The sequence below is a fragment of the Paracoccus sediminicola genome (assembly GCF_027912835.1).
Classification (GTDB): domain Bacteria; phylum Pseudomonadota; class Alphaproteobacteria; order Rhodobacterales; family Rhodobacteraceae; genus Paracoccus; species Paracoccus sediminicola.
Map to the genome: position 1 here is coordinate 3095256 of NZ_CP115768.1, position 13431 is coordinate 3108686.

General features: G+C 64.9%; 14 protein-coding genes. 8 read left to right on the forward strand and 6 right to left on the reverse strand.

Features of this window, described 5'->3' with window-relative positions:
* Positions 1 to 63: 63 nt before the first annotated feature.
* Entirely contained in the window at positions 64 to 537 is a 474-nt protein-coding gene (locus PAF18_RS15185; protein WP_271116527.1) for a DUF3576 domain-containing protein, read from the reverse strand.
* Between the two features lie 260 nt (positions 538 to 797).
* Here PAF18_RS15185 and PAF18_RS15190 point away from each other — a divergent pair, with 260 nt between their 5' ends.
* Both PAF18_RS15190 and PAF18_RS15195 read left to right on the forward strand, forming a co-directional pair.
* On the forward strand, positions 798 to 1850 hold the full coding sequence (locus PAF18_RS15190) for a porin (protein WP_271116528.1): 1053 nt from the start codon (positions 798 to 800) through the stop codon (positions 1848 to 1850).
* A 71-nt stretch (positions 1851 to 1921) separates the two neighbouring features.
* A complete protein-coding gene (locus PAF18_RS15195; RefSeq protein WP_271116529.1) occupies positions 1922 to 2587 on the forward strand; it encodes a YggS family pyridoxal phosphate-dependent enzyme in 666 nt (221 codons plus the stop codon).
* A gap of 5 nt (positions 2588 to 2592) precedes the next feature.
* Here the strand turns inward: PAF18_RS15195 and PAF18_RS15200 are convergent, their stop codons facing one another.
* Both PAF18_RS15200 and ribA read right to left on the reverse strand, forming a co-directional pair.
* A complete protein-coding gene (locus PAF18_RS15200) occupies positions 2593 to 3141 on the reverse strand; it encodes a L,D-transpeptidase family protein (RefSeq protein ID WP_271116530.1) in 549 nt (182 codons plus the stop codon).
* A complete protein-coding gene (ribA, locus tag PAF18_RS15205; protein ID WP_271116531.1) occupies positions 3138 to 4196 on the reverse strand; it encodes a GTP cyclohydrolase II in 1059 nt (352 codons plus the stop codon). The genes PAF18_RS15200 and ribA overlap by 4 nt, the downstream gene beginning before the upstream one ends.
* Positions 4197 to 4320: 124 nt before the next feature.
* Between ribA and PAF18_RS15210 the strand changes: the two genes are divergently transcribed.
* Positions 4321 to 5007, forward strand: a complete 687-nt coding sequence (locus tag PAF18_RS15210; RefSeq protein ID WP_271116532.1) for a response regulator transcription factor — start codon at positions 4321 to 4323, stop codon at positions 5005 to 5007.
* Positions 5008 to 5137: 130 nt separating this feature from the next.
* Here PAF18_RS15210 and PAF18_RS15215 read toward each other — a convergent pair whose 3' ends face one another.
* Both PAF18_RS15215 and PAF18_RS15220 read right to left on the reverse strand, forming a co-directional pair.
* Positions 5138 to 6265: a Hint domain-containing protein gene (locus tag PAF18_RS15215; protein ID WP_271116533.1), complete on the reverse strand. Its 1128-nt coding sequence runs from the start codon at positions 6263 to 6265 to the stop codon at positions 5138 to 5140.
* Between the two features lie 416 nt (positions 6266 to 6681).
* Entirely contained in the window at positions 6682 to 7992 is a 1311-nt protein-coding gene (locus tag PAF18_RS15220) for an MFS transporter (protein ID WP_271116534.1), read from the reverse strand.
* A gap of 134 nt (positions 7993 to 8126) precedes the next feature.
* Between PAF18_RS15220 and PAF18_RS15225 the strand changes: the two genes are divergently transcribed.
* The 4 genes from PAF18_RS15225 (at position 8127) to PAF18_RS15240 (ending at position 10746) form a co-directional block, all read left to right on the forward strand.
* Entirely contained in the window at positions 8127 to 8912 is a 786-nt protein-coding gene (locus tag PAF18_RS15225) for an exodeoxyribonuclease III (protein WP_271116535.1), read from the forward strand.
* A 63-nt stretch (positions 8913 to 8975) separates the two neighbouring features.
* The gene (trxA, locus tag PAF18_RS15230; RefSeq protein WP_434802227.1) at positions 8976 to 9893 is read left to right on the forward strand and encodes a thioredoxin; all 918 of its coding nucleotides are present in this window, start codon (positions 8976 to 8978) and stop codon (positions 9891 to 9893) included.
* On the forward strand, positions 9890 to 10528 hold the full coding sequence (locus tag PAF18_RS15235; protein ID WP_271116536.1) for an LON peptidase substrate-binding domain-containing protein: 639 nt from the start codon (positions 9890 to 9892) through the stop codon (positions 10526 to 10528). Before trxA ends, PAF18_RS15235 begins: the two co-directional genes overlap by 4 nt.
* 59 nt (positions 10529 to 10587) lie before the next feature.
* The gene (locus PAF18_RS15240; protein ID WP_271118154.1) at positions 10588 to 10746 is read left to right on the forward strand and encodes a Trm112 family protein; all 159 of its coding nucleotides are present in this window, start codon (positions 10588 to 10590) and stop codon (positions 10744 to 10746) included.
* Here PAF18_RS15240 and PAF18_RS15245 read toward each other — a convergent pair.
* Positions 10743 to 11963, reverse strand: coding sequence for a UbiH/UbiF/VisC/COQ6 family ubiquinone biosynthesis hydroxylase (locus PAF18_RS15245; protein ID WP_271116537.1), 1221 nt, complete (start codon positions 11961 to 11963; stop codon positions 10743 to 10745). The genes PAF18_RS15240 and PAF18_RS15245 overlap by 4 nt on opposite strands.
* 105 nt (positions 11964 to 12068) lie before the next feature.
* Between PAF18_RS15245 and PAF18_RS15250 the strand changes: the two genes are divergently transcribed.
* Positions 12069 to 13397 (forward strand): amidase, encoded by a 1329-nt coding sequence (locus tag PAF18_RS15250; protein WP_271116538.1) that lies wholly within the window; start codon positions 12069 to 12071, stop codon positions 13395 to 13397.
* Positions 13398 to 13431: the final 34 nt, after the last annotated feature.

Sequence of the window (13431 nt, forward strand, 5' to 3'; positions counted from 1 at the left end):
GTCTCCGGGCGTTGTAATGCCCGAAGGGTTTAACGCTCGCGGGCGTGAGAAGTAAGTCCCTACTTACAGCCGCCCGTCGGCCACGCGGAGCTGGCGGGCACGGGTGAGGATCGCGTCCTCGACCGCGCGAACCGTGCCCGGCGCGACCGCCGCGCCGCCGGCACCTTGAAGCGACAGTTTCAGCGAACGCGCGTCCAGGGCCGGGTCGGTGATCTGGATGGTGGCGCGATAGCTGCGCCCGCCGCCGGGGGGCGTGCCGTAGCCGGTGACGATCACCCCGGTGAAGGGATCGACCGATTGCACGGGCAGGAAATTCAGCACTTCGAGGCTCGCATTCCAGAGGTATTTATTGACCGCGACGGCCTTGTTGGAATCGTTGTTATTGCCGAAGAGGTCCCAGATCGTGGATTGCCGCCGTTCTTGCGTCGGGTCGGTCTGTGCGTTCGACCCGCCGCCGAAGATGCCGCCGCCGCCACAGGCTGCCAGCGACGTGGTCAGGGCGAGTGTCGCGGCGCAGCGAAAGGCGAAACGGGTCATGGCACTGTCCTTTTATTGCAGCGGCCTTGCGGCCTTGCTGCTCATTAGCGCGGAAGAGGCGGGGCGGACAAGCTTTTCCCGAGCGCGACCCTGTGGCGGGCGATCACTCGGGTGTGACCAATTCGCACCACAAAACCGGCAATCCCGTAAAGTGAAAGGCGTTTTAATTGCATTGACGGAATGAACGAGCGACACATCAGTCATACCCAAGCGGCACTTATGCGGCCTTGGGGGAACACCGAGAGACAAGAGGGAACACCATGAAAAAGGTTCTGTTTGCGACCACCGCGCTCGTCATGACCGCTGGCGTCGCCGCCGCAGAAGTCGCCGTGTCCGGCGACGGCCGTCTGGGCCTGCGCTATGAAAGCGACACCGGCTACACCGGCGACAACTCCTGGAACGTCGTCAACCGCGTTCGCGTCAAGTTCAGCCTGACCGGCGAATCGCCGGCCGGCATCTCGTTCGGCGCCAACCTGCGTTCGGACCAGGCCGCTAACGCTGGCGACAACAACTCCGCCACCTCGGGCGACATCTATGTGTCGGGTGCCTATGGCAAGCTGACCGCCGGCGATATCGACGGCGCTCTGGAACAAGCCGTTGGCGACCTGCCGGAAGTCGGCCTGTCGGGTCTCGACTACTGGAACGAGTTTGCCTACGCGACCTCGGAAGAGCTGTCCTACACCGCCGACCTGGACAATGACGGCATTGATGAGACCTATGGCTCGGACGCTGGCCTGCTGTATGAATACAGCATCGGCAACGCCAATCTGTATGCTTCGTTCTCGGATGCCTTCTATGGCAACACCGACGCTGAGCGTGATACGCAGTCCTGGGCTCTCGGTGTCGGCTACGACCTGGGCGGCTACACCTTCGGTATCGGTTACGAAAAGGCCGACTACACCGTCAACCCGTTCATCATCGAAGACTCCGGCGTTTACTCGACCGTCGTCGGCCCGCTGGGCTTTGACGCCGACTCGGAGAGCTGGGGTATCTCGGGTGGGACCTCGATCAGCGGCATCACCCTGAAGGGCGTTTGGCTGAGCACCTCGTCGGACAACGATGAGCTGGACTTCGACCAGTACGGTCTGGGCGCCGGCTATGAGATGTCGAATGGTGTCGCCGTGTCGGCCTTCTATCGCCGGAACGAGTTCGACAACATCGACGTCGACGGCCACGCCTTCGGTATCGGCGCTGCCTACGATCTGGGCGGTGGCGCGACCATCAAAGGTGGTATCGTTGACGCTTCGGTCGACAACGGCACCCAAGAGTACAACAACACCCTGGCTGACTTCGGTCTGTCCTTCAACTTCTGATCCCAACCGATCAGACGTCACGGAAAGAGCGGGCCTTGCGCCCGCTCTTTTCTTTTGGAACTGTCGCGCCCATGGGACTGCAAGAGATCAGACAACGCATCGCTGCCGCGGAACGGGCGGCAGGGCGGCCAGAGGGCTCGGTCGAGCTGATCGCGGTCAGCAAGGTGCAGCCCGATGCGCGCGTCGAGACGGTGCTGGAACAGGGTCATCGCGTCTTTGGCGAGAATTACGTGCAAGAGGCGCAGGGCAAATGGCCCGGCTGGCGTCAGCGTTACGGCGGCGTCCGGCTGCATATGATCGGGCCGCTGCAATCCAACAAGGCCAAGGCGGCGGCCGGGCTGTTCGATGCGATCCACACGCTGGACCGCATGTCGCTGGCGCGCAAGCTGGCCAATGCGCTCGCCGCGCATGACGGCAATACGCCCGAGCTTTTCGTGCAGGTGAATACCGGGGACGAGCCGCAAAAGGCGGGCATCCTGCCCGACGAGCTGCCGGGTTTTCTGGATCAGATCCACGAATTGGGGCTGACCCCGCAGGGGCTGATGTGCATCCCCCCCGAGGCCGAAGAGGCGCGACCGCATTTCGTCATGCTCCGCGAACTCGCCGAGGCGGCGGGGCTGGATCGGCTGTCCATGGGGATGAGCGCGGATTTTGAGGCGGCGATTGCCGAGGGCGCGACCCATATTCGCGTCGGCAGTGCGATTTTCGGCGCGCGGGATTATTCCGACCGGGGCTGAGCCCGTCAGATGCGGGTCTGCGGTGCGCTTTGGCGTGTAAACAGGTATTTGGGCACCGAAGATGGAACGATGAGCCTTGTCCCCGGCCTCGCGTGGCGGGCCAGCCAGATCAGATCCCGACGCGCAACGGCGATGCAGCCCGCAGTGACATAACCCGGCCGGCGCCATTGATGCAGGAAGATCGCCGAGCCTTTGCCGACTTTGGCATCGGGCCAGTTCCAATCCGTCGTCAGCACCAGATCGTAAAGCGGATCGGCGCGGCGCAGCCTTTCATGTGACGCGGCGAGCGGCAGGCGGGCATGACGGTTGTAAAGCGGATGGCCGCTTTCGTCGCACCAGAGATCGCCGGGACCGATGGGGCGCGCCCAGCGCGTCGGCGCGGGCAGGCGGTCCGGGCGATACCACAGCCCGGTGATGCAATGCAGCCCTGCCGGGGTGGCGCCGTCGCCTTCGCGCTTGTCGGTGGTGACTCCGCCGCGACCGATGCTGCAGGGCAGATGGCGACCCAGAAAGCGCAGGCCGCGCGGGGTCAGCACGATGTCGTCGGGACTCATAGCAGATGGCCGGATTTCTTGGCCTTGGTGGCGAGATAGCCGCGATTGAACCGATTCGGCGGCAGGATCAGCGGCACGCGGTCGACCACCTCGATGCCGTGCGATTCCAGCATCGCGACCTTGCGCGGATTGTTCGTCATCAGCCTCACCCGCGCAAAGCCCATCGCGCGCAGCAACCCCGCGCCAATGCGGAAATCGCGTTCGTCATCTTCGAAGCCGAGGCGGTGATTGGCCTCGACCGTGTCGAACCCCTGATTTTGCAGGCCATAGGCGCGCATCTTGTTGGCGAGCCCGATGCCGCGCCCTTCCTGGTTGAGATAAAGCAGCACGCCAGATCCGGCCTCACCCATGCGCTGAAGCGCGGTGTGAAGCTGCGGGCCGCAATCGCATTTCAGGCTGCCCAGCACATCGCCGGTGAAACAGGCCGAGTGGAGCCGCACCAGAGGGATTCCGTCGCGGGGCGGGTCACCGATCTCGACGGCGTAATGTTCGGCGCCACCATCCTCGGGGCGGAAGATATGCAGGCGCGCGCTTTCGGAGGATTCGAGCGGCAGCCGCGCAGCCGCCACCGGATGCAGCAGCGATTCCTCTGCCAGAGCGGCAGTCAACGGGGCCGATACGAGATGCGAGAGTCCGGCGGGGGTCTCTGCCTCGACCATCAGCAGCGCGGGCAGGAGCTTTGCCGATTTCGCCAGCAGGATGGCGGCCAGATGCGGCGCGGCATCGCCACCGCGCAGGCTGGTGAAGGGACCCTTCATCGGGTTCATGAGATCGGCAGAGGGGTCGGCCACCGCGCGCAGCCAGTCGAGCCCGGCCCCATCCGGCAGCGCGATGCGGGCCAGATCGACGTCATAGGCGCGCGCCTTCAGCGTCTCGGCGCGCCGTGCGGTGATCGCCAGAACCGGGGTGCCGAGCGCGCACATGGCTGCCAGACGATCCGGGCGCAGCGTCTCGACCGCGGCGACGAGCCAGCCATCAATGCCGACCGCCAGCCCCATGCGCAGCTCGGCGCGGGCGCGGGAAATCCGTTCGGAGAGGGTCGGTAGCAGGCTCATTCTGAAACAAACTGAAACATTTCTCGCCCCGGCGACAACAGCGCGTGAGGATCTCGCAACATCACTGGACGGGGCGTCCGGCGCAATACAGCTTGTGCGCGACAACGTTACTGGAGGCAAGAGCATGGCCGGACTGAAGAAGATACTGCTGGTGGATGACGAGGAAGACCTGCGCGAGGCGCTGGCCGAGCAACTCGTCGCGACGGAGGAATTCGATGTGTTCGAGGCGGGCACGGGCGCCGAGGCGGTCGAGCGCTGCAAGGAGGCGATTTTCGATCTCGTGGTGCTGGATGTCGGCCTGCCCGATACGGATGGGCGCGAGCTGTGCAAGCGCCTGCGCAAGCAGGGCGTCAAATGCCCCGTCGTGATGCTGACCGGGCACGACACCGATGCCGACACGATCCTCGGGCTCGACAGCGGAGCGAATGATTATATCACCAAGCCGTTCAAGTTCCCGGTGCTGCTGGCCCGGCTGCGGGCGCAGCTTCGGACCCATGAGCAATCCGAGGACGCGATCTTCCAGCTTGGACCGTATACGTTCAAGCCGTCGATGAAGATGCTGATCGACGAGCGGGACCGGAAGATCCGACTGACCGAGAAAGAGACCAACATCCTCAAATATCTCTACCGTGCGCAGGATGGCGTGGTGGCGCGCGATGTGCTGCTGCACGAGGTCTGGGGCTATAATGCCGGGGTGACCACCCATACGCTGGAAACCCATATCTACCGGCTGCGCCAGAAGATCGAGCCGGACCCGTCCAATGCGCGGCTTCTGGTCACCGAAAGCGGCGGGTATCGGCTGGTGGCGTGAAAATTGTGACAGGGCGGGAACCGGCGCTATGTGTCGGGGTTATGTCCGCGAAGCCCAGTGGTTCGGGGATACGGCCACACCCTCCCTGTCTCGAACTGGCCCCGGCGCAAGCCGGGGTTTTTTCATGCGCTCAGCCGCGGGAGCCGCGCCGCGCGGCGCGCGGAGAAGGGGTAAAGGGTTCGGCGAGGGGCTTGGCGTTCTTGAGATGCCGCGCGACCAGCCTCTTGCTGCGCTTGCCCTCGGCAAAGACGGCAGCTGGCGGGGCCTCCCATCCGCGCAACAGATCGGGGAACAGCGCGTGGATTTCGTGCCGCGCTTCGTCGGTCATGTTCCGCAAGGCCTGAGTGCCAAGATAAAGCGTCTCGGCCAGAGCGCCGTCGGCGGTGACGATCTCGTGGCGGTCGCAGAGGAAATGCCAGTAATCGACGGGCGCGTCGGCAGTGATTTCCTCGACGCCATGCAGCGGCAGCAGCTTCCTCGCCGCGATCAGCACGGAATTCGCACCATACATGCGATGCACAATGGCCGAAGAGACAAGCATCCGATGCTGCGGAGACACGACCATGTCGCGCGCGGGAATCCCGGGACCCAGCGCGCTGCGGCGGATGCGGATCGGGCGCAGATTGGGTTTCGCGGCAAGCTCGGCGGGGCTGAGATGGCGGTGGCCGATCCAGCGGATGGGCTGGTCGCCATGGGTCAGTGTGGTGACCATGCTGCCTTCGGCCAGTGTCTCGACTGCGCGCGGGCCGTCCGGGGTGGCGATCATCGTGCCGGCGGTAAAGCAGACCACCCCGAGATAGACGTCATCGACAACTGCGTCGCGGCTAGTGCTGTTGCTGACACCGCCCGAGATGGTGACGCGGATCTCTGTCACACCCGCGGGAACGGTGAATTGGGTTGCCACCGGCGTATCCGCTGCTGAGCTGAGGCGGTAATCGGTGCCGGTGCTGTCCGTGCTCTGACCCTGCGCGATCACCGGACCGACATTGCCGTTGGCGTCCACGGCTTCGATCGTATAGCTGACATTGGCGCTGCCGCCGGACACACGGTTGACGGCGAAGCCGAAATCAAAGCTGAAATCGTAGCTTTTACCGGCTTCGACCGTCACGTTCTGCGCGATGCTGCCGCCGCTGTTCGAGCTTTTGTCGAAAACCGCAAGCTCCTGACTGCCCGCGTAGGTGCTGGCATCTCCCGTCGTCGTCCAGCCGGTCAGCGAGTTGCCGTCGAAATTCGGATTGATGATGAGATTGGGGGGCATGGTCGGTCAGCGTCGTTGGCGCCACGTCGTCGGTGGCGTTCGGTGCGGGGCCGGCTCCGGCGAGGCTGCGACCGGGATGTCGGGCCAAGCGTTGCCGGGAATGCCGGGACGATCGATACTTGAGTATATCTAGGGGCGCTGAACAGTTCATTCTATGATCCGGCCTTTTATTTGCCGGGAATTTTTCGGGCGCTGCGATGGAGGCTCGGCGCATTGCCCGCGACCGGAGAATGCGAAATTCCTCGCAGGGACTGGAATTGGTTAATTTTCCTCCCCCTCACTCGCCGTGCAGTTGGCGCTGGCGCTGCATCGGTTGGGGAGGGTGTGTTGCATGTCTGCATCGCTCCGCCGCGTCGCAGCGCGGGGAAAACGGTGCCGAATCGCTCGGGGTGGCGGGTTTGGATGTGATCCGGGTTTCAGCCGATGGCGCGGTCGCGGGTCTCGGTCTTCACCAGAAGCAGTGCTACAGCCGCCAGAACCAGCAGAGCCGCGAAGACCCCGATGGCGAAGCCGAAGCCCTTGGCAAAGGCGAAGGTCAGCAGCGTCGGCGCAAACAGCCCACCCAGACGCGCGATGGCCGAGGCGGTGCCCATGCCGGTGCCGCGCAAATTGGTCGGGTAGAGTTCCGGCGTGAAGGCGTAAAGCGCGCCCCAGCTTCCCAGCAGCGCGAAGCTCATCAGGATCAGCGAGATCGCCACCAGCCCCGGATTCAGCGACAGGGTGAACAGGAAGCAACCCGCCGCCGAAGCCAGCAGGAATCCCATCAGCGTGGCGCGGCGGCCCCAGCGTTCGACCCCGTAAGCGGCCAGCGCATAGCCGGGGATCTGGGCCAGCGCGAGGATCACGAGGAAGCCATAGCCGCGCACCCAGCCCATGCCTTCGCCGGCGAGCCAGCCCGGCACCCAGATGAACACGCCATAATAGCTGAGCGAGACGAGGAACCACACCGCCATGATACCGAATGTGCGTATCCGCAGACTGTCCGAGAGGATCGAGTTCGGCGCGCCTTCGGGCGGGGCGGCAAGCGTCAGTTCGGTATCGTGGGACAGCTTTGCCGCGCCATTTGTGACCAGCACGCGGTTGACGACGCGCCGCGCCTTGTCCTGCTGCCCGGTTTTCAGCAGATACATCGGCGATTCCGGCACCCAGATCCGCAGGAAGATGCCGATCAGCGCGGGCAGGGCGGCGATGAGAAAGATCCAGCGCCAGGGGGCCTCTGCGCCATATGAGGCCGCGAGCCAGGCGGTCAGCGCGACGACGATGGTGCCGACGGCCCAGAAGCCTTCCAGAAGCACCAGCCAGCGACCGCGATTCTTCGGCGGCAGGAACTCGGCCATCATGGCGTAATCGACGGGCAGCGTGCCGCCGACAGCGACGCCAGTCAGAAAGCGCAGCGCCAGCAACAGGGTGAAATCTCCGGCGAAGACCGAGGCGAGGCCGAACACCGCATCCGCGGCGACAGTCAGCAGCAGCACGTTGCGCCGCCCCAACCGGTCGGCCACGCGGCCAAAGACGAAGGCGCCGACGAACATGCCAAGGAAAAACAGCGTCCCGATCTGAAGCGCGACGGCCCGGTCCAGCCCGAAAGTGACCGCGACCGAGGGCGCTGCAAAGCCAACCGCGATGACCTGCATCGCATCGGCTGCCCAGACCAGACCGAAAATCGCCAGCAGTCGTTTCTGGAACCTGCCGGCACCGCCCTTGCTCAATGCCTCATCGATCGTCATTCGCCCGCCGTGCCTCTTCAGTCGCGATGGCCGGGTTCTATCGGCTAACACGTCTCAGGCAAAGGAAATTTATCCTGGTCTCGACAGTCAGGAACGCCGTCGTTACGGTCTGGCGCCCAACAGAAAGGTTGTCCATGTTCACCATCGCCACCTGGAACATCAATTCGGTGCGGCTGCGGGCCGGGCTGGTCGAGCGCCTGCTGCGTGAAGAGGCCCCCGATATTCTCTGCCTTCAAGAGTGCAAATCCCCGGTCGACAAGATCCCGGTAGAGGGATTCCGCGCGCTCGGCTATGAGCATATGGTGGCGCGCGGGCAGAAGGGCTATAACGGCGTGGCGATCCTGTCCCGGCTTCCGCTGGAGGATGCGGGCGACCGGGATTACGCCCGAATGGGCCATGCCCGACACGTCGCGGCGCGGCTGGAAAACGGCGTGGTGATCCATAATTTCTATATCCCGGCAGGGGGCGATATTCCCGACCGCGAGGTCAACGAGAAATTCGGCCAGAAGCTCGATTTCCTGACCGAGATGCGCGACGTGTTCCATGAGGAACGCCCGGAACGCTCGATCATGGTCGGGGATTTCAACATCGCCCCGCGCGAGGATGACGTCTGGTCGCATAAGCAGCTTCTGAAAGTGGTCAGCCACACCCCGATCGAGGTCGAGCATCTCGGCGCGGCGCAGGACGCCGGGAAATGGGTGGATATCACCCGCAAGGATATCCCAGAAGGGCAGCTTTACAGCTGGTGGTCCTATCGCAACCGCGACTGGGATTCGTCGGATCGCGGGCGGCGGCTGGATCATGTCTGGGCGACGCCCGATATCGCCAATGCCGGCCACGGCAGCCGTGTCCTGCGTCCGGTGCGCGGCTGGGAGAAGCCTTCGGATCATGTGCCGGTCCTTGCCAGCTTCGATCTGTAAGCGCCCCTTTCACCGCGCGCTCTTACGCCCCATATTGTCGGCAAACATGGATTCGAGGTTGAAATGGCAGAGATGCTGATCGGAGAGAACAGCGCCGCACCGGCTGAGGGCGACATCATCAAGGATGTGACCGAGGCCGATTTCATGAAGGAAGTCGTCGAGAAGTCGATGCAGGTCCCGGTGATCGTCGATTTCTGGGCGCCGTGGTGCGGGCCGTGCAAGACTCTGGGTCCCGCGCTCGAAGCCGAGGTTGCCAAAGCCAAGGGCCGCGTGGTCATGGCCAAGGTCAATGTCGATGAAAACCAGATGATCGCAAGCCAGCTTCGGGTGCAGTCCATCCCCACGGTCTATGCGTTCTGGCAGGGTCAGCCGGTCGATGCGTTTCAGGGCGCGCTGCCGCAATCCGAGCTCAAGAGCTTCATCGACAAGCTGACCCAGCTTTCGGGCGATGATGGCGGTCTGGGCGAGGCCTTAGAAGCGGCCGAGGCGATGCTGGCCGAGGGCGCGCATGACGACGCCGCCGAGACGTTCCGGGCGATCATCGGCGAAGAGCCCGAGAACGCCGAGGCCTGGGGCGGGCTGATCCGCGCTCAGATGGCGGGCGGCAAGTCGGACGAGGCGGCGCAGACGCTGGGACAGGTGCCCGCGGCAATCGCCTCTGCCGGACCGGTCGAGGCGGCGCGGGCGCAGTTGCAACTGGCCGAACAGGCGGCGAGCGCGGGGCCGCTGGACGATCTGAGTGCGAAGGTCGAGGCCGATCCCGCCGACCAGCAGGCGCGGTTCGACTATGCCACCGCGCTGCATGCGGCGGGCCATGTCGAAGCTGCGATTGATCAGCTTCTGGAATCCTTCCGGCGCGACCGTGAATGGAATGACGGAGCCGCCAAGACCCAGCTCATCACCATTTTCGACGCGTTGAAACCGACCGATCCCATCGCCCAGAAGGGCCGCCGCCGCCTGTCCAGCCTGATATTCGCATGACGCGGCGCAGCTTTGATCTGCCCGCCACGATCCCGTTATTCGTCCTGCCCGGCGCCGTGCTCATGCCGCGCACGAGGCTGCCGCTGGATATTTTCGAGCCGCGTTATCTTCAGATGGTCGAGGACGCGCTGAAGACGCCGCATCGGCTGATCGGGATGATCCAGCCGCTCGACGAAGACGGCGAGACGCTGGCCGAGATCGGGTCTGCGGGCCGCGTGGTCGGGTTTTCGGAACAGGATGACGGGCGCTATCTGATCTCGCTCGGGCAGGTTCAGCGTTTTCGGTTGGCCGAGGCCGAACAGGGGTTTCATGCCTATCCGACCGGCCAGATCGACTGGTCGGGCTATGATGGCGACCGCGATGATGCCGAGGAAGATCCGGACTGGGACCGCGACCGTTTTCTCGGGCTGATGAAGCGCTATATGGACGCCAATGATCTTTCGACCGACTGGGAAGCAGCGGACGAGGCCGAGGCCGAGCTGCTGGTGAATTCGCTGGCCATGGCGCTGCCGCTGGAGGTGCAGGACAAGCAGGCCCTGCTGGAATCGGCAACGCTGAGCGCCCGGCGCGAATTGCTGGAGGGGCTGCTGGAATACGAACTCCGCCACGGCGAAAACGATGAGGTGATGCAGTGAGCGATGCCGAGGACACGCGGCCCCGCGCTCCGGCCGAGGCGCCGGAATTCGACCGGCACATGCTTGAGGCTCTGGTCTGCCCGGCGACGCATTCGGCGCTGCGCTATGATGCCGAGCGGCAAGAGCTGGTCTCGCGCGCGGCGGGTCTGGCCTTTCCGATCCGCGCCGGAATTCCGATCATGCTGATCGACGAGGCGCGGCAGCTCAAGGCGGATTAAAGCGCCTTGCCCGCGAGCAGCCTCGGCACCGGATCGATATTGAGCCCCGCAGCGCTGCGCATGAAATGCCGACGCAGCGCCGGAACTGCGTTCACCGCACCCATCCCGAGACCGCGCGCGGCGCGCAGCAGCGGATTGTCGTTGGAAAATAGCGTGTTGACGCCATCCATGCCCAGCGCGAGCGTCGTCGAGTCGAAGCTGCGCCAGCCCTGATAACGGTCGAGAACGGTGTCAAAGCCGATATCCTCTCCCCGGCGCGCGGCATCGGCCACGCATTCCGCCAACGCGCCCACGTCTCGCAGGCCGAGATTCAGCCCCTGACCGGCGATCGGATGCACGCCATGCGCCGCGTCGCCGATCAGAGCCACCCGCTCGGCGATGTAACGGTTGGAAAGCGACAGGCTCAGCGGATAGGAGAATCGCGCCCCGGTCAGCGCGATTGCGCCGGTGATCTCGCGCAGATGCGGAGAGAGCACGGCGAGAAAATAGTCATCGTCCAGCGACGCGATGGCCTTGGCCTGGCTGTTCCCCAGGGACCAGACGATCGAGGACCGGTCTGAGGGCAGCGGCAGCACCGCCAGCGGGCCGCCGGGCAGAAAGACCTGATGCGCGGTGCCGTGATGGGGAAATTCCTGTTCCAGAGCGCAAACCAGCGCCGTCTGCCCGTAATCCCATCCGGATCGGGAAATTCCGGCCCGCCGAGCGACGCCAGAGGCGCGCCCATCCGCCCCGACCAGAAGCCGCGCGCGCAGCGTTCTGCCATCCGACAGCGTGATCTCGATCCCGCCTGGCATGGCCTGTTGTCCTGTCACCTTCGTTGCCGGGACATGCGTCAAACGTTCCTGCATCGCGTCCATCAGCGCGCGATAGAGGAAACGGTCTTCCAGCATCTGACCCAGCAGACCTTCCTCGATCTCGGCGGCGTCGAAGAAGAGCCCGAACGGTCCGGTCTCGCCGCCACGCCCCTGTCGGGCGACGACCTTGCGGATCGGCTGGGCCTGATCTGCGACGCGGTCCCAGACCCCGATCCCGCCAAGCAGCCTGACCGATGCAAGGGCCAGCGCATAGGCCCGGCCGTCAAAGCCCCTCTGTGCCCGATCGCGTTCCGGCGCGGCGTCCACCACGGCCACATCAAGCCCGGCGCCTGCCAATGCCAGCCCGAGCGCGGGGCCATTCAGCCCGCCGCCAGCGATCACGATATCGAATTCGGTTCTCATGCCGCGGAGTCTAAGCTGCCGCCCCGGTGGCGTCCATGCGGCAAAAGCGTGGACCTCCGCTGCGTCAACGATTAGCGTCAGGGCAGAATTTTGGGGGAGTTTGGAATGGATTGGCTGACGAAACCCGCATGCGAGCAGGGACGGGCGATCATGGCGGGGCTGGTCTCGCCGGTCGATCTGACCGACGCCTATCTTGACGCAGCGGAAAAACATCCCGACCGCGAGCTGATCTTTGCGCGCATGACCCCGGAACGCGCAAGATCCGAGGCAATCGCTGCCCATGACCGCGCCAAGTCAGAGCAACGGCTGAGCCTGCTGGACGGGGTGCCGATCAGCTGGAAGGACAATGTGGACAGCGCCGGCGTGTTAACAGAAGCAGGCTCGGCGCTGCTGAAGGGACGTACACCGGAACGCGATGCCGAAATTCTGGCCAATGCCGACCTGTCGGGGCTGATCTGTCTTGGCAAGACCCATATGACCGAGCTGGCCTTTTCCGGGCTGGGGCTGAACCCGATGACCGCGACCCCGCCCAATGCGCTGGATCCGGCGCTGGCGCCGGGCGGGTCCAGCTCTGGCTCGGCGGTGTCGGTGGCGCTGGGTCTGGCAGCGGCGACGATCGGCTCGGATACGGGCGGCTCGATCCGAGCACCTTCGGCCTGGAACGGGCTGGTCGGCTTCAAGCCAAGCCACGGGGCGGTATCGTCGCGGGGCGTGGTGCCGCTTTGCCCGCGTTTTGATGTCGCCGGCCCGCTGGCCCGCACCGTCGAGGATTGCGCGGCGCTTTTTGCGGCGATCACATCCGCGCCTCCGGTCGATCTGGAGGGCGCGGAGGGGCGGCCGCTGAAGCTGATGGTGCTGGACGGCGTACCGTTCGAGGATGCGCGCGAAGCGCCGGTCGCCGCCTTCGAGGAGGCAGTTGAAGCGCTGGCCCGTGGCGGTGCCTCCATTTCGCGCGCGGCACCGGCCTGTGTGGCCGAGGCGATGGCGCTGTCCCCGACGCTTTTCGCGCCCGAGGCTTATGGAATATGGAAGGCCCATATCGAAGAGGCGCCCGAGGCGATGTATCCGCCGATGCTGGCGCGGTTCCAGGCCGGGCGAGAGGTCTCGGCCCCGGATTTCGTCGCCGGGTGGGAAACGCTTCACCGGCTGCGCGCGGCCTGGGCCGAGAGCGTCGCAGGCTTCGATGCGGTGATCCTCCCGACCGTTCCGATCCTGCCGCCGGATCGCGAGAAACTGCTGGCGGATGCCGCGTTCTTTGCCTCGGAGAACCTGCTGACCCTGCGCAACACGCGGATCGGCAATCTGCTTGGGCTTCCCGCGGTGACTCTGCCGACCGCGCGCCCGGCCTGCGGGATCATGGCAATGGGTCCGGCGGGCGGGGACCGGCGGCTTCTTCGGACCGCTCGCGCCATGGAAGCCGCGCTTTCCGGCTAGACTGACTGGACGGAACGACCGGCATTGGGTAATC